We start from the raw sequence: 24,244 nt of genomic DNA, 5'->3' as shown, positions 1-24,244 counted from the left end.
TGGATTGTTTTTGACATTTGCATCCCGCCATCCGGATAGCACGGTCGCAAATGTCAGAATCGGACCACTAGTTGAGCGCTGCCAAAACCTCATAGGCCAACACCGCCGCCGCGACCGCTGCGTTCAGGCTGTCGGCGCGGCCCTTCATCGGCATTGTCACGCGCAAGTCGCACGCCATTTCATAGTCTTCGGGCAGCCCGCGCGATTCGTTGCCGACCATGACGAAGCACGGCGACGCATAAGCCGCACCGCGATAGGGCACCGCCTCGCGCAAGGAGGCCGCAACCAATTGCCCCGGCCCGCCGCGCAGCCACACCAGAAAATCGCTCCAGCGCGCCTGCGCCAGGTGTTGGGTAAAGATCGCCCCCATGCTTGCGCGCACGGCTTCGACCGAAAACGGATCGACGCAATCGTCGATCAGGATCAGGCCGCCCGCGCCCACCGCGTCGGCGGTGCGCAACATGGTGCCCAGATTGCCCGGATCGCGCATCGCCTGCGCCACCAGCCAGATCGGCGCGGCGGCGCGGTCGAGTGTGGAAAGCCCGGTATCCCATTCGACAAAGACGCCGCACACGGCCTGCGGATTGTCCTTGCCGGTCACTTTGGCCAGAATGTCGAGCGGCACTTCGATCACGTCCCCGCCCGCCGCCGCAACCGCCTGTTCGAGATCGTCGAGCAGGGGATGGGCCTCGCGCCCCGTCGCCATCAGCAGCAATTCGGGCAAACGCCCGCTTTCGCGCGCATCGGTCAGCAGCCGCAAGCCCTCGGCCAGAAAGCGCCGTTCGCGCCGCCGATGTTTCTTGTCGCGCAGACTGCGCACGAACTTGATCGTGGGATTGGAATAGCCGGTGATGATCTTGCGCGTCATAGCGGCCCCTTGCGCAGAGCGCAGCGCGGCGTCAATCCTCGCCGAAGCCGTCCTTGATCAGACCGGCCAGCTTCATCAGGATCGCATCGGCCTCGCCCGGTTCGCCCGCAACCGCCAGATCGACGCTGTCGCCCTTGGCTGCACCCAGCATCATCAGGCCGAGAATCGATCCCCCATTGGCCTCGGTCCCGTCTTTGGCGACAATCACGTCGAACCCGGCGGGCAGCTTGGCCACTGCATTGACGAACTTGGCACTGGCCCTGGCGTGCAACCCGCGCTGGTTGACGATAGTCACCCGTTCACGCGCAACGTACACTTGCTCTCCCATCGATCACGCATCCTGCCCAAGAAATTCGGAAGCGATCGTTATATAATTTCGCCCCGCATCGCGTGCGGCGGCGGTCGCTTCGCGTACACCCATGCAGCAACGCGCCTTGGCAAGGCGGATCAGCATGGGCAAATTGATACCGGCGATCACTTCGACCTTGCCCGCCTGCATCAGCGAAATGGCAAGATTTGACGGTGTTCCGCCGAACAGATCGGTCAACACGATGACGCCATCGCCGCTATCGACGCGCTTGATGGCATCGGCGATTTCGCGCCGGCGCTTTTCCATGTCGTCATTGGGGCCGATACAGACACCGATGATGTCTGACTGGCGCCCGACGACGTGCTCCATCGCATGGATGAATTCATCGGCAAGGGCACCATGGGTGACGAGAATGAGACCGATCATGAAATGACATGGCTCCGAAGGGCAACGCACGCGACCAAATGTCGAAGTTTCCGGGCCGATCCGGCAAGGCTCTCATGATCCCTGCCCTTCTCCATAGGCCCGGCAACACGCGCGACACCGCCCGTTTGCGAATCTGTAAGTTTCAGGATCGATCCTTCCCCGACCGTCATATCTGTTATCGTTACCGACTAAAAACCTGAAAACTCGAAAAATAGTTCATCACCGTGGATCCCGCGCGCCGCTTCGTTCAACGAGTTCGGCGGTGCGCGACCCAAGGTTGCGATGCAGCAATGTGGGAGAAAATCCCGCGTCGCGCAAGGCGGAAGCGATCTGTTCGGCCATGAATACCGATCGGTGTTTCCCTCCGGTACAGCCAAAGGCAATGTTGACATAGGCCTTGCCCTGTTCGGCATAGCGCGGAAGCAGCAGAAGCAGCAGATCGCGAATGCGGTCAAACGCCTCGGCAAAGGCCGGATCGCTGCGGATGTAATCGCCCACCGCCGGATCGCGCCCCGTCTGCGGCCGCAACGCTTCGACCCAATAGGGGTTCCTCAAGAAACGCATGTCGAACACCAGGTCGGACAACGGCGGCGTCCCCCGCGAAAAGCCGAAGCTGCTGATCGTGATGATCGAGCGCGACGGCGAGGTCTGGCGGAAATGCTCGCGGATCGCCTGTTGCAGGTCGTTGGTGGTGAAATCTGTGGTGGACAGCACCACGTCGGCCCAGCGGCGCAGCGGCTCGAGCAGTTCGCGCTCGGCGGCAATGCCCGCTTCTGCCGGACGGTCCTCGCTCATCGGATGAGGTCGGCGCGTTTCGTTATAGCGCCGCCGCAATTCGGCCCCGCCACAATCGAGAAACAGCGTGGTGATCGACAGACCGGGCCGTTCCGACAGCTTTTTCACCCGATCGATGATCGAGCGCGGATCAAACCCGCGCGTGCGCGTGTCAAACCCGATCGCGATCGGCGCCCCGGCGTCGAGCCGTGCCGTGCCGGGCGCGGTTTCGAGCAGACGTTCGAGCAGGCGAATGGGGAAATTGTCGACCGCTTCCCAGCCCAGATCTTCGAGCGCGCGCATCGCCGTGGTCTTGCCTGCGCCGAGCATGCCGGTGACGAGCAGAATCCGTTGCGGCGGTGCCGAATCGACCGGCGCGCCAGTCTGTGGGACCGATTCCTGTGGGACCGATTCCTGTGGGGACGATTCGTCGATCATCGCAAACCTGTGCGCCACCGCCGCCGCCTTGGGAAGCCCCCCTTATTTCTGCGCATGCAAGCCATAGCGTTCCAACGCGATTTCGGCACGCAGCGCGAGCACGGGGCTGTCCGGCCAGAGCCGCAACAGGGGCAGCGCAACCCCCGCGCGTTCGACGATGTCGGCGGCTTCGACATGACGCGGCGCCTGCGGATCGAGCCGCAAGACCAGCGCCACCGGCACCTTGCCCACCGTCGGCATCGCGATCAGTCCGACATTGCGCACTTCGATCAGCCCGGCCACGCGCGGATGCGGGCTCGCCAGCAGCACGCCTTCGGCATGGTCGAGCATGACCGCGTCATCCCCGATCAGCGCCGCACCCCGGTCGATCAGCGCCAATGCCAGGCTCGACTTGCCTGTCCCCGGCGCCCCCTCGATCAGCAAGGCACGCCCGCCGATGGCGACCGCAGTCGCCTGATGCGCCGTCATTCCTCATCCTCTTCGCTCATCGGCGGCAGCGACAGGACAAGGCACGCGCCCGGCGTCCCGTCGGGTTTGTCGACAATCGTCAACGTGCCTTCGTGGGCCTCGGCAATGGTGCGCGCGATGGCCAGACCCAGCCCGCTATGCGCGCCAAACGCCTCTTCATCCGGGCGCACCGAATGGAACCGGTCGAACACCTTTTCGCGTTCGTCCGGCGCGATCCCCGGCCCCTGATCGCTGATCGACAATTCCACGCGCCCGCCTTCGGCGCTGACGCGCACTTCGACTTCGCCGCCCGGCGGCGAAAACGACACCGCATTGTCGAGCAGGTTGTCGAGCACGCGTTCAAGCTGCAGCCCGTCGCCGGCAACCCGCGTATCCCCCTCGCCCCGGCGAAACCGGATCGGACATCCCGCCAGCCCCGGACGCACCCCGCGCGCACCGACCACATGCGCGGCCAGCAGGGCAAGATCGATCGGTGCAAACGTCGTCCGGCTGAGCGCCGCGTCGATCCTGCTGGCTTCGGCAATTTCGCTGATCAGCCGGTCGAGCCGCTGCACATCGTGCGTGGCAATCGCCGACAACTGACGGCGCAACGCCGGATCTTCGACTTTGTCCATCGCCTCGACCGCGCTGGCGAGCGAGGCCAGCGGGTTTTTCAACTCATGCGCAACATCGGCGGCAAAGCTTTCGACCGCGTCGATCTGTTGGCGCAAGGCATATGTCATGTCGGAAAAAGCGCGTGCAAGCAGCCCGATTTCATCGCCCCGATCGGGCAGGCGCGGCACCACTACCGCGCGTTCGCGCCCCAGCCGCACGCGCACCGCCGCTCGCACCAGCGCGCGCAACGGCTGAACGATCGTGCGCGCCAGAAACAGCGACAATTGCACAGACAGCAGCAGCGCGAGCCCGATAATGATCCCCAGCGTCTGGCGCGCATCGCGTACCGCCTGGGTCACATCGAGCGCATTGCGCATCGACAGCAGCATTTCGCCCTTGTCCCCCACCGGGGTCGCCGCCGTGATGACCGGGGTACGGTCGGGGGCATAGCGCAAATAGACTTCGGTACGCCCGGACTGGCGCGCGCGCGCAATTTCGGGCCAGTTCGCCACACCCGATTGCGGCGGCTCGCGATAGCGTTCGATCGCGGGCGCCCCGACGATCGCGTCGACGCCGCGATCGAGCGCGCGCGCCGCCGTCTGATACCACGGCTCGTTTGCCGGATCGATCAACACAAAGGCCGGACGAGCCAGACGAAAGCTGTCCTCCTCAAGCGCGCCCTGCGTGGAATAAAGCCGCAATTGCAAGACCTGGCTCGTCCCGATCTGGACCATCAGCCGGCGCCGTTCGGCGGGCCGGGCGTGGGCGAGCGCCGTCGCGGCGATTTCCACTTCGGCGCGGGCCAGACGAAACCGCTCGTTGATCAACTGTGTGCGATACGAATCGAGATAGAAGAACCCGCCCGCCAACAGCGCGAGCGCAATGACGTTGACCGCCAGAATGCGCGTGGTCAGCGAAACCCCGCGCGTGCGCCACAGCCGGCGACGGGTCGGGCGCATCCGCGCCGCGCTGCGCCCGCTTGCGCGCGGCGGCGGCTGGTTTTCAGGGTTCCGCAAAGCTGTAGCCGGCACCATAGAGCGTCTCGATCGCGGAAAACTGCGGATCGACCAGCCGAAACTTGCGCCTCAGCCGCTTGATATGACTGTCGATGGTGCGATCGTCGACAAACACGTCATCGTGATAGGCCGCGTCCATCAGCGAACTGCGCGAACGCACCACCCCGGGGCGCATCGCCAGCGCTTCGAGGATCAGGAACTCGGTCACGGTCAAGGAAACCGGCTGCCCCGTCCATTCGACCTGATGGCGCGCCGGGTCCATGCTCAATCGCCCGCGCCAGATCACGTCGGGCAGCGGCTCTGCCGGCTCGTCCTGCGGGCGCAATGCCGCGCGCCGTGCCACTTCGCCCCGACGCAAAATGGCGCGGATGCGCGCGATCAGAAGACGCTGGCTGAACGGTTTGGCGATGTAATCGTCGGCGCCCATGGCAAGCCCGGTCGCCTCGTCCGCCTCATCGTCCTTGCTGGTCAGAAAGATCACCGGCAAATCGCTTTTTTCGCGCAGCCGGTTGAGCAGATCGAACCCGTCCATGCGCGGCATCTTGATGTCGCAGACGACGAGATCGGGCGGATTGTCTATCAGCGCGGGCAAAGCGGCGGCTCCGTCGTAATAGACCCGCGTGGCAAACCCTTCGGCCTGCAGCGCGATCGACACCGTGGTCAGGATGTTGCGATCGTCATCGACCAGCGCGATCACTTGCGCGCCGGAAGCCTGCACACCGAGCGCCCTGCCCTGAACCTTGTCGCCCTGAACCTTGTCGCCCTGAACCTTGTCGCCCTGAACCTTGTCGCCCTGAACCTTTTCCATGTCCGGAACTTGGTCTGCGCGCGCATCGGGATGGGGCGAGACATCGGGGCCCTGGCCACCGGCTTCGCGCTTGTTCGTCATGATCGCGTCACAGGTCTGCGGGCTGCCATCACGGTCCGTGATTAAACGGGAATTCCTTCAGTGGCAACCTTGGCGGGAACGCTTGCCGCGTCGCAAGGCCCGATCGCGCCCAGCAGTTGCATAAAACGCAATCAACTGCGCAAAAATCTTGTTTGCCGCAGCGTATTTGACGCAGCAATTTTCCTTGCGTATGCGCCGCTCGCGAGTCAGTGCATTCGTATTCGAACTCTTGAACCAGACATGCGCGGCGGCGCGCCCAGTTGGGCGGCGCGGCTGCCCATCGGGAGGATTGCCGTGTCCGCTACCAGTCTCAACGTGTCGCTTGCTGCGCAGGGCTTCCCCGAACCGGCGACGCTTTTCGCAAATCTCGGCACGGCACCGCTGGTCGAACATGCCGTGCGCAACGGCGAAGGCCTGCTAGCCAAGGACGGCCCGCTCGTCGTGGCCACCGGCAAGCATACCGGACGTTCGGCCAAGGACAAGTTCATCGTCCGCGACGCCGAAACCGAAGAGACCGTGTGGTGGGGCAAGACCAACGTCGCGATGACGCCCGAACACTTCGCCGTGCTCAAGGCCGATTTCATCAAGGCGCTGGGTGAAAAGGACGAGCTCTATGTGGCCGACCTGTTCGGCGGCAGCCAGAGCGAAAACCGCGTCAATGTGCGCGTGATCAACGAACTCGCGTGGCACAACCTGTTCGTCCGCACCCTGCTGGTGCGCCCGAGCGCCGACGAACTGGCCGGCTTCGCTCCCGAATACACGATCATCGACCTGCCCAGCTTCCGCGCCGATCCGGCGCGCCACGGTTGCCGCAGCGAGACGGTGGTCGCGGTCAACCTCACCGAAAAGCTGATCCTGATCGGCGGGACGGCCTATGCCGGCGAAATGAAGAAGTCGGTGTTCGGCATTCTCAACTACCTGCTCCCGGTCAAGGGCGTGATGCCGATGCACTGCTCGGCCAATATCGGCCCCAAGGGCGATACCGCCGTGTTCTTCGGCCTGTCGGGCACCGGCAAGACCACGCTGTCGGCCGATGCCAGCCGCACGCTGATCGGCGACGATGAACATGGCTGGTCGGACACCGCCGTGTTCAATTTCGAAGGCGGTTGCTATGCCAAGATGATCCGCCTGTCGGCCGAGGCGGAGCCGGAAATCTTTGCCACGACCAAGCGTTTCGGCACGGTGCTCGAAAACGTGGTGATCGATCCCGTCACGCGCGAAATCGATCTCGATGACCACAGCCTCGCCGAAAACAGCCGCGGTTCGTACCCGATCGATTTCATCCCGAACGCGAGCAAGGACAATCTCGGCCCGGTGCCGCAGAACATTATCTTCCTGACCGCCGATGCCTATGGCGTGCTGCCGCCGATCGCCCGGCTGACCCCGGAACAGGCGATGTATCACTTCCTGTCGGGCTATACCGCGCGCGTTGCCGGCACCGAAATCGGTGTGACCGAGCCCGAAGCGACGTTCTCGACCTGCTTTGGCGCGCCGTTCATGCCGCGCCATCCGTCGATCTATGGCAACCTGCTCAAGGAACGGATCAACAAGGGCGGGGTCAAGTGCTGGCTGGTCAACACCGGCTGGTCGGGCGGCAAGGCGACCGAACCGGGGATCAAGCGCATGCCGATCAAGGCGACTCGCGCGCTGCTCAATGCCGCGCTCGACGGCAGCCTCAACAGCGCCGAATTCCGCGAAGACCCGTGGTTCGGCTTTGAAGTGCCGGTCGAAGTGGCCGGCGTCGATTCCAAGCTGCTCGATCCGCGCAGCGCCTGGGTCAACCCCGACGAATACGACAAGACCGCGCAGGATCTGGTGCGCAAGTTCATCGAAAATTTCGAACAGTTTGCCGACCATGTCGATGAAAGCGTTCGTCAGGCAGCGCCGGTCAGCGCCTGAACCGCAAGCCCATACCGATTTCGCGACGCCGCCCCCACCGGGGCGGCGTTTTGCGTTTCAAGCCACCCGACACTTTCAGGGCCCCGACACAAGGTCCACTGCGGATCATCCGCGCCCCGCGCGACCGGGCCCGTTCCGCCTGCAATCCGGCCATCCCGACGCCCCCGCGCGCACCGCGAACCCACCTCTTGATCCGAAGTGAAAGCAACCCGCGTTGTCCGTAACGTGACATTGGCGCCAACCGTGCAAGGGACAAAACGGACCGGGTTGATTCATGATGAAGACAGTGAAGTTGGGCAGCCTTGACGCCCTTGTGGGCCTGACATTTGGCGCAAACGCCTTCGCCAATGAGTCCGCAACCGCCGTCAACGGCTCCATCACCAACAGCGCGACTTCGCCCAACCAGGTGCTGACTTACAACGGCATGACCGGGACCGTCGGATCGGCGTTCCTCACGATGAATACCGTCTCGTTTCAGGTCGCCGGCATATCCGATACCGACAACACGCTGACCCTCGATGCCTTCGTCGGCAAGACGCTGGTCGGCACGATGGATTTCACGGTTTGCGGGTTCAGCGCGGCGGGCATCTCGCTGGTGGCGATGCCGCTCGCCGCGCTGGTGTCACAGAACGGCGATTTGCCGGGGCTCGATGGCTCCCTGTTCGTACTCGGGCTCAACGCGTCCGGCGCAAAGTCACAGACGGTGGCATTCGGGATCAGCAATTCCTATCACTTCATCCCCGGCGCTCAGGTCCATTACGCGACCACGGCCAGCCCGATCCTGAAAGGGGGCACCGGCCCCCAGATGCTCATTGGCCTGTCGGGCAACGACACGATTACCGCAGGCAACGGCACGACGATCATTCACGGGGGGCCGGGCAATGACGTGCTGATCGCCGGGTCGGGCGCGGACACGATCTTTGGCGGCTCGGGCAAAGACACGATCTATGGCGGCTCGGGCAAAGACACGCTCCACGCCGGATCGGGCACTGACACGCTATACGCGGGAACGGGGCACGCGGTGATGATCGCGGGCGGCGGTACGGACAGTTTTGTCTTTTCCCCCGGCCACACCGGCGGACTGACGGCGGCAACGGCGGACGTCATTCAGCAATTCCATCCCGCCCTGGGCGACAAGATCGACTTGTCCGCCTTTGACGCGGGATTGCCCACGGGCGGGACCGGGCACCTGACATTTATCGGCACGGCCGCTTTTGGCGATCACCCCGGCGAAGTGCGCTATGACGTGACCAGTACCGGCATCACGGTCTGGGGCGACGTCAACGGCGACGGAACCGCCGATTTCTGCATCACGCTGACCAAACTCGCCAGCCTGACGGCAAGCGCATTCATCCTTTGAAACGTCCGCCCCGTCACACGGTAAGGACAAATTTGTAACAGAGTGTCACCCTCGCGCTTCTTTGCGCAAAATCAGCCCCTGTTCACATCGAATGCGCTAGACCATCCCTTACCGGGCAAGCGTGGGGGGATGGCTCATCGCCAATCCAACCGCAAAGAGCCCGACCGCAAGAGGGAATGAAAGATCATGTTCCAACCGGCTCGCTCTCCCCGTCGCAGGGGTCTCGCTGCAATCACGGCGGCCACCATGGTGCTGGGTTCGGTCGCCGCGAATGCGCAGACCCCGCCGCCGGCGCCCGATTCGCCGCCGCCGGGCTATGCGCCGCAACAGGGTTATGGCGCCCCGCAACAGGGTTATGATGCCCCACAGCAAGGCTATAACCCGGACCAGGCCCCACCGCCCGAACCGGGCCCGCCCCCGGGCTATGACGCGGGTCAGACACCCCCGCCCCCTCCGGGCTATGCGCCGCCGCCCGATTATGCCCGGCAACAAGCCATTGATGCACGCTATGCTTACGATGCCCAGCGCTGGGCGCAGGAAAACTGCGTGAAATCGCATGGCGATGTCGCAGCGGGCGCGGTGATCGGCGGCGTTCTTGGCGCGATTGTCGGCGGTGCAGCCGGCGGTCGTCATTCCGGCGGATCGGCAGCGTTCGGCGCCGTCGTCGGGGCGGGCACAGGCGCGGCGATTGCCTCGTCGGAAAACAATGCGACCAGCCCCGGCTGCCCGCCGGGCTATGTCGTGCGCGCCGGTGCTCCGGCTTATCCCTATAGCTATCAGGGATATTATTACGCGGCACCCGGTTGGTATCAGCCGTGGGTGTTTGTGGGCGGAGTCTGGAGCTATCGCCCCTATCCCTATCACACCTGGTATTACCGCACCTATCGCGGCCATGAGGGCTATCGCGGCCACGAGGGTTACCGCGGCCACGATGGCTATCGCGGCGGTCGGGAAGAACACCGTCCCTGACTCAAAAGGCCCTGCGGCATCGATGCCGCAGGGCCTTTTTTCAACAAGCGCCTGCTTTTTAACAAGCGCCTGGCCGATTCCGGGGCCAAATCAGTGGCTCAACTCAGTCGCAGGGATCGGCAAGTTCGATATTGATGCTCGGTTGGGTCTGGCGCACGCGGCTCATCGGCGGGACCGACCGGGTCAGCCAGACATTGCCGCCGATGACCGATCCCTTGCCGATGGTGATCCGGCCAAGGATCGTTGCACCGGCATAGATCGTCACGCCGTCTTCGATGATCGGGTGGCGCGGTTCGTTGACCAACCGCCCGTCTTCATCGGTTGAAAAGCTGCGCGCGCCCAGCGTGACCGCCTGATACAGCCGCACCCCGTTCCCGATGATCGCGGTCTGCCCGATCACCACGCCGGTACCGTGATCGATGAAAAAGCTCTCGCCGATCTGCGCGCCCGGATGAATGTCGATCCCGGTACGCGAATGGGCGATTTCGGCAATGATCCGCGCCACCAGCGGCGCACCGAGCAAATAGAGCTCGTGCGCGATGCGATGATGGGTCAGCGCGACAATGCAGGGGTAGCACAACAGGACTTCATCGACGCTGCGCGCCGCCGGATCGCCGTCAAACGCCGCCTGAAGGTCGCTGTCGAGCAGACGGCGGATCGCCGGCAAACGCCGCGCCAGTTCCTCGGCAATCGCGGTCACCGCGCGCTCGATCGCTTCCGCCCCGCGTTCGGGGCGGACATAATGCAATTCCATGCGCACTTGCGCGGCCAGCAGCGGCATGGCGGATTCAAGACTGGCCCGCACGAAGCAATCTTCGTTGCCGGCACGCAAATCGGGCGGGCCCAGTCGCTGCGGAAACAACGCCGCCGACAGCACATCGATCACCCGGCCAAGCGCATGACGCGAAGGAAACCCCCGCTCGCCGAAAGCGCTGTCGCGCCCATGCGCCTCACGCCAGGCATCGCGCACATCGCGCAATTGCGCGACGATCGGAACGATATCGAACGGCGGATCACCCGCCACCGCTTGGCAATCACCCATGCGAAACAAATCCTTTGCCGCGCGAACATGCCCGTTGCGGTCCGGCCCGCAGACCGGAAGGGCTGATCACCGCGTTGCGCGAACGACGATCGCCTGACCGTTGCCAGCGAATGCCACTGCGTCAAGACCTTGTGTGACCGCACAGTCGCCCGGGTGCAGCACATCATCGCCGATCCGCACTTCGCCCTCGCGCGGCAGGATCAGCACTGGCCCTGCATAGAGCGCGCAAAGCGCCGCATCGGGAACGCCGTCGAGGCGGTGGGCCTGAAAATAGCGGCCATTGGCCAGCTCGATGGTGCCATGATCGGGAATATGGCGACGCAGCGCGGGATCGTGCGGCTCGCCCCTCGCCACCGTGATCCCGGCATCGAGATGCAGCGGGCGCGGGCGACCATAGTCATAAAGCCGATAGGTAATATCGGAATTCTGCTGAATCTCGATCAGGCTGACCCCGGTGCCGATGGCATGGACGGTCCCCGCCGGGATATAGAAGAAATCGCCCGGCCTGACCGGAAACCACACCAGCATGTCCTCGATACTGCCATCGAGAGCGGCGGCACGCATCGCGGCATGATCGACAGCCCCATGAAACCCGACCCCCAGTGTCGCGCCCGGCTCGGCAGCGATCACAAACCAGCATTCATCCTTGCCCGAATCGCGCTCTCCGGCAGCAGCGGCCTGGGCGTCGTTGGGATGAACCTGCACCGACAGCCGGTCGCTGGTAAAGATGTACTTGACCAGAATCGAGGGCAGTTCGGCTGGCGGTTCGAACCAGATTTCGCCGATCCGCTTTCCTTCAAGGGCGATGAACGGAGCCGGCAGCACATCCATGCCCCAAGGCTTTTCCACCTCACGGATCGTCAGTTTGGTCACTGTTGCCTGCTCACTGGTTTACCGCACCGTGCAGCTTGCCCACCAATTGTGCGCCGCCGGGGGTGGTAATCATGATGTCGTTGCCATCGACGACGATGATCAGGTCTTCGACACCCACCACCGAAACGCGCGGTCCGTCGCTGTCGACAAGCACGTTGCGGCAGTTCTTCAATTCCGCCGTGCCGCGAACCGCGTTGCCGTCAGCATCACGGGGCAGCGCCTCGTGCAGCGCCTGCCAGTTGCCGATGTCGGACCAGTTCATCGCTACCGGCACCATGGCCGCACGCGCAGTCTTTTCCATGACGGCATAATCGACGGATTCGCCGGCAACCGTGGCAAAGATCGCCGCATCGGGATAAAACCGGTGACCTTCCTGATACCCGGCAGCCACCGCCGCGCGCACAGCGTCGGCAATGTCCGGTCGGTGCAGGCTCAGTTCGTCCAGGAATGCGCCGGCGCGAAATGCGAAAATCCCGCCATTCCAGGAATAGCCGCCATCGGCCAGAAACGCCCGCGCGCGCTCAAGATCGGGCTTTTCGACAAAGCGTTCAACGCGAAAACCGCCGGTTTCGCCAATCGGCGCGCCGCGTTTCAAATAGCCGAATCCGGTTTCCGGCGATGTCGGGCTGATCCCGAACGAGACCAGCCAATCGTCCGCCGCCAGCACCGCCGCCGCATGGGCCGCAGCGCGAAACGACGCGACATCGCCGATATGATGATCGCTGGGACAAACCAGCATGATCGCATCGGCGGGCAGACGCACGGCGGCCAGCGCGATCGCGGCGGCGGTGTTCTTGCCCTCGGGCTCGACGATGATCGTGCCCGCACCGGCTTGCGGCAATTGGCTTTCGACCAGCGGGACATGGGCGGCACCGGCCACAACCACGGGATCGGCAAACCCGGCATCCTTGCTGCAACGCAAAACGGTCGCTGCAAACAATGTCGTCTCTCCGACCAGCGGCAGAAACGGCTTGGGCCTTGTCTTGCGCGAACGCGGCCAAAGTCTGGTGCCGCTTCCTCCACAAAGGATGACAGGTACGATTGTGGTCACGCCGCAGAATCTCTCTTCGCAACAGCAAAATCACCACGCCTGCGATGGTGACCGTCCTGTCGCTTATCGTACCGGACAGTGAGTGTCATGTCGAAAATGCGTCAGGTTTTGGGCCATGTCGGTTCCATTTGACCGCCGCCCGACACCCCCGCAAGGCACCTCATCGGCAATGCGTGACCACCCCCTGAACAATCGCCCCAAAACGTGCCTGATTGACGATTGACATCGATGTCATACGGACATATCCAGCCATCGAAGGCTACGCCATGGGGACTGCGCTTGCGTTGCAAGACGCCTGCCCCATGCTCAATCGGCGAAGCCCGGAACCGGAGGGGAATCCCATGAATCGCCATCACCTGGCGAGCGCACTTGTGCGCTCTGCGTCTGCATCCGCGATGATCGTCGCCGCGCTGTCCGCACCTGCGGCCCTGGCCCAATCTGCAACGACACCTGCCGCGGCACCGGCAGAGCCGACCACCACCGTCGACAGCACCAAGCCCGCTGCCGACGAAATCATCGTCAGCGGCTATCGCGCCTCGCTCAGAAACGCGCTCAACACCAAGCGCAATTCCGACCTCATGATCGATTCGATCGCGCCCGAAGACATCGGCAAATTCCCCGACCAGAACGTGGCGGAATCGCTGCAACGCCTGCCTGGCGTGCAGATTGACCGCGCCAACGGCCAGGGCACTTCGGTCCTGATCGACGGGCTGCGCCAGAATGTCACCTTGCTCAACGGCGAAGCCTTTCTGACCGGCCGCGAATTCTACGTTGCAGGCGAATCGTCAGGCGGCGGCGCCGGTGCGGCGGCGCAATACGCCTCGCTCGAAGGCGTGCCGAGCGAGGAAATCGGCGGGATCGACGTCTACAAGAACCCGCAGGCCGGGATGGTCGAAGGCGGCATCGGCGGCACGATCAATCTCAAGGCCATCGACCCGCTGAGCCAGAAAATGGGCCTGACGGTTGCCGGCAACGTGCGCGGCACGCTCTCGTCGGGCGCCAAGTCGGTCACGCCCGATGGCACGCTGTTCGTTTCGTATAAAGTCAGCGACAATTTCGCCGTCTTTGCATCGCTGTCCTATGATCATGAAAAGACGCTGACCAACAGCTTTCAGGATCAAAACCGCAATCAGTGGCTGATCACCGACTATGTCACCAACCCGGTCTACGGCGCCGACGGCGGCGGGCTGACTGCGGCGAGCTTTGCCCACGGCGGCACCAACTACATCATCCCGCAGCTTGCCTATTTCACCAATGACAACGACGACCGCCGCATTTTCGGCGCATCGGCGGGGTTTGCGGCCAAGCTCAGCGATGATCTGGCCCTGAGCGTCATCTGGTTCCACAGCCACGAAAACGATACCGACATCCAGTATTCGGACAAAGTCTGGTTCAACGGCCAGGGCTCGCCCGCCGGCACTGCCGCTTCGCCCGGAACCGCGCTGCCCGGGCTCATGGCCGGCACCGCATCGTCGATCGACAGCAACGGCGTGGTGCAAAGCGGCCAGTTCTATGCCAACGGCGCCGAAACCTCGACGCTGTATCAAGGCTCGACCTCGCATGCCGACAATTTCCAGGCCAAGCTGAAATTCGACAACAAGGACGGGCTGCGCCTCAACTGGGGCGGCGCCTATTCCTTCGCCGGTTCCGATCTTGAGGCCGCACAGGCCGACGTCGAACATGGCCGCTACAATTCGTTCTCGGGCAATCCCACGACGTCGGCTCCGGGTTGTAACAACGGCGCCTCGACCTGCGGCACGGGCGGCACGCCGGGCTATACGTTCGACTGGGCCAATGGCGGCACTTCGGGCCTGCCGAGCGTGGGCTACAATTCCGACATTCTGTCGAACCCCAACAATGTCCTGTTCAAATCGAACTGGGCCTGGGCCAACAGGACGAAGCAGACCGCCTGGGATGTTCACACCGACGCCGCCTGGGACGTCAAGCCCGACATCACGATCGAAGCGGGCGTGCGCGGCGCAGGCCACGACGTCACGCAGATTTTCGGGCGCTATCTGATCTCCGCGCCCGACGGCACCCCGATTGCCAATTGCTGCCAGTCGTCTGTCGGCGGCAACAACGTCTATTACCTTGATCCCGGCTATGCCGCGCTGCCCTATTCGACAGCGGTGTCCAATCCCAATCTGGCCATGGCCGTCAACGGCTTTGGCGTCGGCTCGATGATTGTCAAGAACCCGTGGACCGGCGGCATGACCAATCCGTCGACGTATCTTCAGACCGTGTGGCAGCAAGGCGGCGGCGGCAGCAACAATACCGAGCGCTTCTTCGAAGACACGCTGAGCTCGTTCATGGTCAGCGACAAGACGCTCGCCACTTACCTGATGGCCGATCTGGGCGGCAAAGGCGCGCGGTATCACCTCAACCTTGGCGTGCGCTTCGTTTCCACCTGGCTGACCATCAACAACGCGCAGACCGCCGCCGTGCCGACATTCTATGGCACCGCGTCGTGGAACGGGGTCAATTCGAACAATGTCCCGGTGACGACCGACCGGCACTATAACGACGTGCTGCCGTCGCTGAATTTCGAATACAAGCTGACCGATCGGCAGATTTTCCGCTTTGGCGCGGCAAAAGTCGTCGCCGCGCAAGACCTGTTTTCGCTTGGCCTGGGCAACAGCTACAACTTCACGCGCCAGACCGGCGGGCGGACCAATGTCACCACCGGCCTCGCCGATGGTTACGCCTTTGCGGGCGGCACGGCGGGCAATGCCCAGCTCGATCCCTATCGGGCATGGCAGGGCGTCGCCGATTACGAAAACTATTTCGCGCCGGGCTCGATGGTCAGCGTCGCCGCATTCTACAAGAAAGTGCAGAACTTCGTCGAAACGCTGAGCGTCCCGACTTTGGTGGGCGACGATTTCGGCGGCACGACCTCCGATGTGACCAAACCCGAAAACGCCGGGTCGGGCTGGATCTGGGGCCTCGAACTGGGCGCCCAGTGGCAGGCGCACGACGGCTTGCTCAAGGGCTTTGGCGTCGCGGCGAACTACACGCTGTCGCAATCGAGCGCAAACCTGCCGACTTCGTTCACGACCACCGCGCCGATCCCGGGCGTTTCAAAGCATGCGTTTACCGCCAACGCGTTCTATGAATCGCACGGCTTTTCGGCCCGGCTGTCCTATTCGTGGCGCAGCAAGGCGATCAACGATTCGGGCGCCGGGGCAACGTTCTCGTTCCCCGACCAGTACGGCAATCAGAAGACCTATGAAATCTTCTCGGCGCCCTATGGTCAGCTCGACGGTCAGCTCGGCTATGACGTAAACGCAAACTTCGGCCTGGTGTTCTCGGCGCAGAACATCACCAAAGCCGCGCAGCACACCTACATGCAGTGGACCAACGAACCGTTCACCTATTTCAACTCCGGTCGGCGCGTGTTCTTCGGCGCCAAGTTCAAGTACTGATCCCTCCCTGCGGCCGCCATTCCCTCACGGCGGCCGCATCCTTTTTCGCGAAAGCTGCCCCTCCCCGATGACCCGTGCTCGCACCCACCGGCGCCTGCGCCCGCTTGTCCTCGCAGCGCTCGCCATGGCGCAATCGGCCCAGGCGGAAACGCCCGGCACCGCGCATCCGGCGATCTGGCCGGCATACCGCTACCCCGTCACCCGCGATGCGGGCACAGAAGCGCGCATAGCAGAGCTTCTGGCGCGCATGACGCTGGAGGAAAAGATCGGCCAATTGGTGCAGGGCGACATCTGCTGCACCACGCCCGACGATGTGCGCCGCTATCACCTCGGCGCGGTGCTCAATGGCGGCAACAGCGGCCCGGGCGGCAATGACAAGGCCCCCGCGCAAGACTGGCTTCGCCTCGCCGATGCCTATTGGACCGCCTCGACCGATCGGTCGGCGGGCGGCGTCGGCATTCCGGTCCTGTGGGGCACCGATGCCATTCACGGCCATTCCAACATCATCGGCGCGACGCTGTTTCCGCACAATATCGCGCTCGGCGCGACGCATGATCCCGATCTGGTCGAACGCATCGGCACCGTGACCGCAAGCGAGATCCGCGTCACCGGGATCGACTGGACATTCGCCCCGACAGTCACCGTGCCGCAGGATTATCGCTGGGGCCGCGCCTACGAGGGTTATTCGTCCGATCCCGCGCTCGTCAGCCGCTATGTCGGCGCCATGCTGCGCGGGCTGCAGGGCCCGCCCAATGGCCGCGACCTGATCGCGCATGGCAAAGTCATTGCCTCGACCAAGCATTTCATCGGCGACGGCGCCACGACCAACGGCATCGATCAGGGCGATGCCACGATCAGCGAGACCGCGCTGCGCGATATTCACGGGGCGCCCTATGGCCCGGCCATCGAAGGCGGCGTCGCCACCGTCATGGCCAGCTTTTCCAGTTGGCAGGGCCGCAAGATGACCGGCAACGCCGGGCTTTTGACCGGCGTGTTGAAAGACCGCATGGATTTCGGCGGCTTCGTCGTATCCGACTGGAACGCGCATGGTCAGGTCGAAGGCTGCACCAATGCCGCCTGCCCGCAGGCCGTGCTCGCCGGCGTCGACATGATCATGGCGCCCGACAGCTGGAAAGACATGGTCACCAGCCTGATCGCCGAAACGCGCGCCGGGGTGATCCCGATGGCGCGGATCGACGATGCGGTGGCGCGCATCCTGCGCGTCAAGGCGCGGCTCGGCCTGTTCGAAGCGGGCGCACCGTCAACGCGCCCGCTGGCCGGACAATGGGGCTTGCTCGGCAATGCCGCGCACCGCGCCGTTGCGCGCGAAGCGGTGCGCAAATCGCTGGTCCTGCTGAAAAACGATGGCGTCCTGCCGCTCAAGGCCCGCGCGCGGCTGTTGGTGGCGGGCGACGGCGCCGACGATCTCGCCCGCGCCTCGGGCGGGTGGACGATCAGTTGGCAGGGCACCGGGCTGACCCGCGCCGATTTCCCCGGCGCCACCTCGCTGTGGCAGGGGCTGAAATCGGCGGTCGAATCCGGCGGCGGCAGTGCCGAACTGTCGCCCGATGGCCATTATACGCAAAAGCCCGATGCCGCCGTGGTCGTCTTCGGCGAGCGCCCTTATGCCGAATTTCAGGGCGATCTCAAATCCTTGCAACTGACGCCGGAGCTGACTGCGCCGTGGGAAACCATGCGCCACCTGCGCGCGCAGCATATCCCGGTCGTCGCCGTCATGCTGACCGGGCGACCCTTGTTCATCAATCCCGCGCTCAATGCCGCCGATGCCTTTGTCGTCGCCTGGCTGCCGGGCAGCGAGGGCGAAGGCCTGGCCGATGTGCTGGTCGGCGATGCGCAGGGCCATCCGCGCTTTCCCATCACCGGGCGCCTGCCGACGGCATGGCCGCGTACCGCGCGGGCGAGCGACGGCGCGCTGTTTCCCTTTGGCTATGGCCTGACCTGGCATGACCGGACGCGCGGCTGGGCGCCCTTGTCCGAAGACCCCGGCGTGCCCCCCGCGATCGACGCGCGCCGCTGGTTTGCCAATGGTCAGCCCGGCAGCGGCTGGTCGCTGCGCGTCGAGGCGCCCGATGGCAGCGGATCGACCCGCCTGACCGCCGTGCCCGCCGAAGCGCTGGGCGGACGTGTCCACATTTCTGCGGTCGATTTCGCGGTGCAGGAAGGCGCGCGGCGCTTTGCCGTGAGCTCGGGTTCGGCAACCATCGCCCTGTCCGCCCCCGCCCCGCTCGATCTGGCGCGTGAAACCAATGGCGATGTCATGCTGCTGCTCACCGCGCGCGTGGCGCAGGCCCCGGCGCATGCGTCGCTCGGCGCGGCCTGCGACGAACCGGCGTGCCACGCAGAGGTTGCGATGGCCCTGCCCGCGAGCGATCATTGGGTGCGCTATGGCCTGCCGCTCAAATGCCTTGCCGCGCATGGCGCCGATATGGCGCACCTTGGCGAAGCCTTTCGCCTGACACTCGACGGGCCGGGCGATGTCACCATCGGCGAAGTGCGCCTGGGCAACGACGCCGAACAGATCCTGCCCTGCCCATAAAGCCTGTTCTGCCCATAAAGGAAGCGCCCATGGTCCCGATCAACCGACGCACCGCCCTTGCCGCGCTCGGCGCCGCGCCTTTCGCGGCAACCGGCGCCTGGGCCGCGCCCGATCGCTTTGTCCGCCGCATCGGCACCGGCTTTGTCCGCGATGGCCGCCCGCTGCGCTATGCCGGGGCCAATGTCTGGTATCTCGCCTGGCTCGGCGCCGATCCCGTCGCGGGCCGCGCGCGATTGGGGCGCGAGCTGGACCGGCTGCGCGCGATGGGCGTGACCAATGTGCGCCTCCTGGCCGGGGCCGAAGAGGGCCCCTTGCGCGCCAGCGTCACCCCCGGCTTCATCAACCGCGCCGGGGAACACAACGAGGCGCTGCTGATCGGGCTCGACCATGCCATGGCGGAACTCGCCCGCCGCGACATGACCGGCGTGTTGTACCTGACCAACAATTGGGAATGGTCGGGCGGCATGATGACGCTGCTGTGGTATGAAACCGGGCAGTATCTCGATAACAACGACCCCGCGCATCCCTGGCCCGCCTTCCCCGACGCGGGCAGTGCGTTTTACGCCAACAAGGCGGCCGTCGCGCGCTTCTTCGGCTGGGTCCGCGCACTGGTCGGGCGGGTCAATACGGTCACGGGCCGCGCCTATCGCGACGATCACGCGCTGATGGCCTGGCAATTGTGCAACGAACCGCGCCCCGGCGTCAGCCCGGACATCATGGAGCGCGTGCTGCCCGGCTATTACGCATGGATCGACGACAGCGCCGCGCTGATCCGCAGCCTCGATCCCAATCACATGGTCTCGCTCGGCATGGAAGGCACGATCGCCAGCGCGGGCCGCGAAGACATCGTGCTGCGCGCCCACCGCTCGATCGATTACCTGACCGCGCATGTCTGGCCGCTCAATTGGGGCTGGGTCGACGGCAAGAATCTGGCCGGAACATGGGGCGCCGGAAGGACACGCGTCGAAGCCTACCTCGCCACCCACGTCCGCCTCGCCACCACGCTCGGCAAACCGCTGGTCATCGAAGAATTCGGCTTCCCCCGCGACGGCGAGCTTTATGACCCGCAAGTCCCCACGACATTCCGCCAACGCTATTACCGCCTGATCCACGGCGCCGCCGAAACCAGCCTCGCCACCGGCGGCCCGATCGCAGGCACCAATTTCTGGGCCTGGAACGGCGAAGCCCGCACCCCCCGCCCCGACCACCGCTGGCACCCCGGCGACCCGCTGATGGGCGACCCACCCCACGAACCCCAAGGCTGGTACGGCAATTTCGACACCGACACCGCCATCATCGCGCAGATCAGGGAACATGCGACGCGGTTCGCGACCGCGTAGGCGTGACGCGCAGATGTGCGCCGCGCGCCTTGGGGCCGCTATTGCGGACTAACCGAAACGGCAGGTTACGAAAACCAAAAGGCCACAAGCTGCCGCTCCCACGGTTATGCACTGGCGTCAGCTTGCGACCAAGTTACGCCGTTCCGCTGCTGCCTCTGGAGCGTCGGCTCTCGCCGGAACCGGTCTTTCAGAAATTGGACTTCCGCCGGTCGGCTACGCGCCCCAAAACCCGTCGTTCAGCGGAGCCCAATGCATCCCTAAAAGCGGCCGTTCAATACGTCGCGGGCCAACTGCAGTAATCGGGCGGCAGTACGCATTACCGCGACCACGGCATCCTTCCAATCCAGTCCAGGAACGGCGTTCGGGCAAGGGCCAAGGCTCGACAACACGAAGCGGGGATGCTACCCACTTTGTATCAGCAAAGCGGGTGAAATCCCCGTTTGTGCAATGTAAAGCGGGTCCGTAACCCGCTTGATATGGAGGAACATGGTACCGGCGCGCGACGTTTTGCGCTTGACTGGCCTTTCGGCCGACCAGCTGCGCGAGTGGACGCACCGGCGCGGGCTGGTGCGACCCGATGTCGCACCTGGCGGACCTGGCCGCCCGGCGCTCTACGGCTGGCAGTCGGTCCTGATCCTCCGTCTTGCGGTCGTGCTGCGCGAACGGTTCCGGATCGAGCTTCACGCGCATGTCGACCTGCTCATCGCGCTCCGCGAGCTCCTCGTCGGCATATCGTTCCCGGCGTTGCGTGGATGTGTGCTGGCGCTACGCGGCATGGAGGACGGAGAGCTATTGGCGGAAAACGCGGTGTTTACGGATCGCGAAGGGCGCGACAGCCTAATCTTGCGCCTCGACCCTCATCTGGAGGTGTTGGCGACCGAATTTACGACGCACGACCAGGGCAGCCAGCTACCCCTGTTCCGCGCGGTGCGCGTGAGATGACGGCGCTTGCCTCGATAGAGCGCGGACTACTCGACCTCGGCTACACAAGCGAAAGCCTGTTCCGCGATTACCGCTTTGCCGATGTGTTGGGCGACGGTGACGGCATCCGCTCGGTTTGCCTGGCTGCATTCACGCAGCTCCCGGAATCGTTTCGTTCGGCGGCGTTCGGTGTGGTCGACGGCGATGTCGATCCGGCGGGCGCGATCAGGGCACGCAGCGCACTCGGTGCGCCAGTATTCTTTTCGATCGATGGCGAGAGCGTCGGGGTGTGGTCCGTAGGCGCGCGCGCCGCGCCGACATTGCGCGAGCGCGTAACCGTCGCCGAGCTGCCTGCGCTGTTCGACCGGTACCGCGCGCAGTGGGATCCGCAAGCGCTGCACCGCGCCAAAGCTTTAGGCCAGGACGCCGGGCCGGTCCAATATGACTTTGTCGATCTCGGGTTGCTCCCGGCAATCGAGTCCGAGGTCGAAGCTAAGCTGCATCAGGCCATGGCCGATGTCGTCGCAATTCTCTCACCGTCGAATCCGGACGATCTCGGTGCGCAACGGTCGGCGTTCAGGCTGACCTTCCGGCTGCTCGCGGCGAAGATCCTGGCTGATCGTGGCCATGCGATTGCCGAAGAATGGGGAGGCCAGGGCGTCGGGGCGGTCCTGGCTGGTATCCAGAGCTATTATGGTCTGGCTGTCGTCGATGATGGTGAGCCACTGCCGCTCGATCGCGCGGCTGTGGCTTGGGCTCGGCTTGGCCAGGCCATCAATCTACGCAACATATCGGCCGATAGTCTCGCTTTCGTCTACGAGAACACGTTGGTCACCGCCGACACGCGCCGGCTGTTCGGAACGCACAGTACGCCGCGCGCTGTCGCCGAATATGTGGTTGGAGCACTAAGGCTCGAGCGTTTCGACATCGAGCAACTGAGGCTGGTAGAACCATTCACAGGCGCTGGCATTTTCTTGGTCGCGGCACTCAAGCGGCTGCGCGACCTCTTGCCGGCGAACTGGTCTGCATCGCAGCGTCACGCTTACCTCGTCCAGCGACTGTCAGGTGCTGAACTCGACATGTTCGCATGTGAAGTGGCAACTTTGTCCCTCATCCTGGCCGACTACCCCAATGCCAACGGCTGGAAGATCAAGTCGCGTGATCTTTTCGACGATGGAGCGCTAACACAGACTTTGGCTGGCGCCACGGTCATATTGTGCAATCCGCCCTTTGAAGATTTCACGCCCGATGAACGTCGCGACTATCCAGAAGCTGGCAGTGCAGCGGCATCAAAGGCGGCGTTCGCGCTTCAAAAAGCTGTCGAGGCCGCGCCCGGTGCGTTGGGATTTGTGCTGCCCCGGGGCTTCCTCCTCCACCACGGTTATCGCGAGCTGCGGACAAAGATCGCGACAGTCTATGACGAAGTCGAGCTGGTCTCGCTTCCGGACCGGATTTTCCAGAAGGCGAGTTATCCGTGTGCCCTCCTGATCGCGTCCGGGCGGCGTGCAGAAGAGGTTGCCAAGATCACGCGCGTCGTGTCGCGCACCGTGCCCGAACAGGATTGTCTGAATTTCTTGCGTTCAGGCGAGCCAGGACCGGAGCGGATCGCCACGCGTTCGCTTCCCACATCCGACCTTTGGATCAGCGAACTCGACGAAGTCTGGGCATATCTCGCACGCGCGCCGAGATTGGGTGACCATGCCCAGATTCACCGGGGGCTGCGCTGGAAGGTGCAAGGCAAGGGTGTTTCCGATGAACCGGGGCCGCTGCGCGAACGCGGTTATTTCCGGCCACGCGACAGCCTGCTTGCCTATGAGCTGAGGCGTCCGCGCTGGCTGGATGTCGCGCCCGAGAATCAGGTCTGGCCAGCGCCGCTGACGCGGCCGTGGCGCGAGCCAAAGATCCTGATCAACGCTCAGCGCGTTTCCAGGGGAGCGTGGCGACTTACAGCCGCCGCCGATCGTGATGGCATGCTCGCTTCCCAACAGTTCACCGGGATTTGGCCATCGGGCGACTATTCGGTCAACGTGCTTGAAGCTATCCTAAACGGGCCGGTAGCCAACGCCTTTGTCACCGAACATTCGGCCAATCAGCATTTTACCAATGAAATGGTCAAACGGTTGCCTTTGCCGAGTCGGATTGACGACATTGCTCTGAGCGAATTGACGCAGCGATACCGCGCCCAGCTTCGGGCCTATCTGGCTCGACCAGACAGCGCCTTAGTCATTGAGCTCAATAAAACGCTTGTCGAGATCGATGCCGTGATTCTCCAGGGATATGATCTTCCGCCCCGGCTGGAGCGCCGCGTGCTGGACTTTTTTTCCGGCGCCAAACGCCCGACCGCGCATCCGTTCGCGGGGTGGATGCCGCCAGAGGTCCGCACCTTTACACCGCTTCACGAATTGCTCGGGCGTTCGCAGAGCCTTGGCCGCGGTTCATGGGTGTTGGACGTGTTCAAGCCCATTCCTTCGACCGAAGCTGACGCCATCGCGCACTTCATCGACTGATGGACGAGCTGCTTCTCGACACCAATTTCGTATCGGTGCTCTATGACGTGCGACGTCCCAAGCATGCCGCGGCAATCGCGCACGCTCAGGGCTTCCATTCAGATGACACAGTTCTCCTGTCTTCGGTGGTGTTGGCTGAGCTGCGCTACGGACTAGAAGCTGCCCTTCGAGCTGGCCAAGCCGTGGACCACTTTCGCGAGACAGTCGAGCTGGCCGGGACATATCCGCTGGCGGATATCACCAAGCACACGGCTGAGGCATATGGCGATGTCAAAGCCAGATTGGCCGCGCACTACATCGATTTGAGCCGGCGCACCCCACGCTGGCTTGAGGACTGGCAATTGCGAGGTTCGACCAAGACCCTTCAGGTTGACGAAAACGATCTCTGGCTTGTTGCGCAAGCGGTGGAGCGCAATCGGCTATTGGTCACGACCGATGTTAAGCTTGCGGAGCGTTTCAGCCCAGTGATCGGTGAGCTTCGTCTTGACGTGATTTAGGATGGCGTGACGTATTCTGGCAT

20 protein-coding genes are annotated in these 24,244 nt (G+C 63.9%); 9 read left to right on the top strand and 11 right to left on the bottom strand.

The genetic code is table 11. The features are described 5' to 3' along the window. Nucleotides 1–67: 67 nt before the first annotated feature. The 7 genes from AQZ50_RS18730 to AQZ50_RS18700 form a co-directional block, all read right to left on the bottom strand. The gene (locus AQZ50_RS18730; protein ID WP_067748806.1) at nucleotides 68–868 is read right to left on the bottom strand and encodes a TrmH family RNA methyltransferase; all 801 of its coding nucleotides are present in this window, start codon (nucleotides 866–868) and stop codon (nucleotides 68–70) included. Nucleotides 869–899: 31 nt separating this feature from the next. After that, nucleotides 900–1,184 carry an HPr family phosphocarrier protein gene (locus AQZ50_RS18725; protein WP_082703803.1) on the bottom strand — a complete coding sequence of 95 codons (285 nt, stop codon included), beginning with the start codon at nucleotides 1,182–1,184 and terminating at the stop codon, nucleotides 900–902. Nucleotides 1,185–1,199: 15 nt separating this feature from the next. Continuing rightward, nucleotides 1,200–1,604 (bottom strand): PTS sugar transporter subunit IIA, encoded by a 405-nt coding sequence (locus AQZ50_RS18720; RefSeq protein WP_067748800.1) that lies wholly within the window; start codon nucleotides 1,602–1,604, stop codon nucleotides 1,200–1,202. Between the two features lie 219 nt (nucleotides 1,605–1,823). Beyond that, entirely contained in the window at nucleotides 1,824–2,816 is a 993-nt protein-coding gene (gene rapZ, locus AQZ50_RS18715) for an RNase adapter RapZ (RefSeq protein WP_067748797.1), read from the bottom strand. 42 nt (nucleotides 2,817–2,858) lie between these two features. Further along, a complete protein-coding gene (locus tag AQZ50_RS18710; protein WP_067748794.1) occupies nucleotides 2,859–3,284 on the bottom strand; it encodes an HPr kinase/phosphorylase in 426 nt (141 codons plus the stop codon). Then, nucleotides 3,281–4,837, bottom strand: coding sequence for an ATP-binding protein (locus AQZ50_RS18705; RefSeq protein ID WP_067748822.1), 1,557 nt, complete (start codon nucleotides 4,835–4,837; stop codon nucleotides 3,281–3,283). Before AQZ50_RS18705 ends, AQZ50_RS18710 begins: the two co-directional genes overlap by 4 nt. Nucleotides 4,838–4,880: 43 nt before the next feature. Next, on the bottom strand, nucleotides 4,881–5,702 hold the full coding sequence (locus AQZ50_RS18700) for a response regulator (RefSeq protein ID WP_082703806.1): 822 nt from the start codon (nucleotides 5,700–5,702) through the stop codon (nucleotides 4,881–4,883). A gap of 375 nt (nucleotides 5,703–6,077) precedes the next feature. On the opposite strand from AQZ50_RS18700, the gene AQZ50_RS18695 reads away from it, so the two are divergent. The 3 genes from AQZ50_RS18695 to AQZ50_RS20820 all read left to right on the top strand — a co-directional run bounded on the left by AQZ50_RS18695 (nucleotide 6,078) and on the right by AQZ50_RS20820 (nucleotide 10,011). After that, entirely contained in the window at nucleotides 6,078–7,682 is a 1,605-nt protein-coding gene (locus AQZ50_RS18695; protein ID WP_067748815.1) for a phosphoenolpyruvate carboxykinase, read from the top strand. Nucleotides 7,683–7,956: 274 nt separating this feature from the next. Continuing rightward, nucleotides 7,957–9,042 (top strand): calcium-binding protein, encoded by a 1,086-nt coding sequence (locus AQZ50_RS18690; RefSeq protein ID WP_067748791.1) that lies wholly within the window; start codon nucleotides 7,957–7,959, stop codon nucleotides 9,040–9,042. Nucleotides 9,043–9,288: 246 nt separating this feature from the next. Continuing rightward, nucleotides 9,289–10,011 (top strand): hypothetical protein, encoded by a 723-nt coding sequence (locus tag AQZ50_RS20820; protein ID WP_067748788.1) that lies wholly within the window; start codon nucleotides 9,289–9,291, stop codon nucleotides 10,009–10,011. A gap of 103 nt (nucleotides 10,012–10,114) precedes the next feature. On the opposite strand, the gene epsC is transcribed toward AQZ50_RS20820, so the two are convergent. The 3 genes from epsC to AQZ50_RS18670 form a co-directional block, all read right to left on the bottom strand. After that, nucleotides 10,115–11,053 (bottom strand): serine O-acetyltransferase EpsC, encoded by a 939-nt coding sequence (gene epsC / locus AQZ50_RS18680; RefSeq protein WP_082703802.1) that lies wholly within the window; start codon nucleotides 11,051–11,053, stop codon nucleotides 10,115–10,117. A 66-nt stretch (nucleotides 11,054–11,119) separates the two neighbouring features. After that, complete coding sequence (locus AQZ50_RS18675; protein ID WP_067748785.1) at nucleotides 11,120–11,926, bottom strand: class I mannose-6-phosphate isomerase; 807 nt, start codon at nucleotides 11,924–11,926, stop codon at nucleotides 11,120–11,122. Between the two features lie 10 nt (nucleotides 11,927–11,936). Beyond that, nucleotides 11,937–12,977: a mannose-1-phosphate guanylyltransferase gene (locus tag AQZ50_RS18670; protein WP_067748782.1), complete on the bottom strand. Its 1,041-nt coding sequence runs from the start codon at nucleotides 12,975–12,977 to the stop codon at nucleotides 11,937–11,939. 341 nt (nucleotides 12,978–13,318) lie between these two features. Here AQZ50_RS18670 and AQZ50_RS18665 point away from each other — a divergent pair, with 341 nt between their 5' ends. The 4 genes from AQZ50_RS18665 (at nucleotide 13,319) to AQZ50_RS18650 (ending at nucleotide 21,238) form a co-directional block, all read left to right on the top strand. After that, nucleotides 13,319–16,399, top strand: a complete 3,081-nt coding sequence (locus AQZ50_RS18665) for a TonB-dependent receptor (RefSeq protein ID WP_197412558.1) — start codon at nucleotides 13,319–13,321, stop codon at nucleotides 16,397–16,399. A 67-nt stretch (nucleotides 16,400–16,466) separates the two neighbouring features. Next, on the top strand, nucleotides 16,467–18,956 hold the full coding sequence (locus tag AQZ50_RS18660; RefSeq protein WP_067748778.1) for a glycoside hydrolase family 3 protein: 2,490 nt from the start codon (nucleotides 16,467–16,469) through the stop codon (nucleotides 18,954–18,956). Nucleotides 18,957–18,985: 29 nt separating this feature from the next. Then, complete coding sequence (locus tag AQZ50_RS18655) at nucleotides 18,986–20,296, top strand: glycoside hydrolase 5 family protein (RefSeq protein ID WP_067748774.1); 1,311 nt, start codon at nucleotides 18,986–18,988, stop codon at nucleotides 20,294–20,296. A gap of 486 nt (nucleotides 20,297–20,782) precedes the next feature. Continuing rightward, nucleotides 20,783–21,238, top strand: coding sequence for a MerR family transcriptional regulator (locus tag AQZ50_RS18650; RefSeq protein WP_067748771.1), 456 nt, complete (start codon nucleotides 20,783–20,785; stop codon nucleotides 21,236–21,238). A gap of 204 nt (nucleotides 21,239–21,442) precedes the next feature. Here AQZ50_RS18650 and AQZ50_RS21290 read toward each other — a convergent pair whose 3' ends face one another. Then, complete coding sequence (locus tag AQZ50_RS21290; protein ID WP_156427439.1) at nucleotides 21,443–21,691, bottom strand: BTAD domain-containing putative transcriptional regulator; 249 nt, start codon at nucleotides 21,689–21,691, stop codon at nucleotides 21,443–21,445. A 35-nt stretch (nucleotides 21,692–21,726) separates the two neighbouring features. On the opposite strand from AQZ50_RS21290, the gene AQZ50_RS18645 reads away from it, so the two are divergent. Further along, on the top strand, nucleotides 21,727–23,724 hold the full coding sequence (locus AQZ50_RS18645) for an N-6 DNA methylase (RefSeq protein WP_156427438.1): 1,998 nt from the start codon (nucleotides 21,727–21,729) through the stop codon (nucleotides 23,722–23,724). Next, nucleotides 23,724–24,221, top strand: a complete 498-nt coding sequence (locus tag AQZ50_RS18640) for a type II toxin-antitoxin system VapC family toxin (protein WP_067748765.1) — start codon at nucleotides 23,724–23,726, stop codon at nucleotides 24,219–24,221. The genes AQZ50_RS18645 and AQZ50_RS18640 overlap by 1 nt, the downstream gene beginning before the upstream one ends. The last annotated feature ends 23 nt before the right edge of the window (nucleotides 24,222–24,244 follow it).

This window comes from Novosphingobium sp. Fuku2-ISO-50, assembly GCF_001519055.1.
GTDB lineage: Bacteria > Pseudomonadota > Alphaproteobacteria > Sphingomonadales > Sphingomonadaceae > Novosphingobium.
Note: the sequence above shows the minus strand (reverse complement) of the source record. Positions and strands in the feature narration are given on the sequence as shown.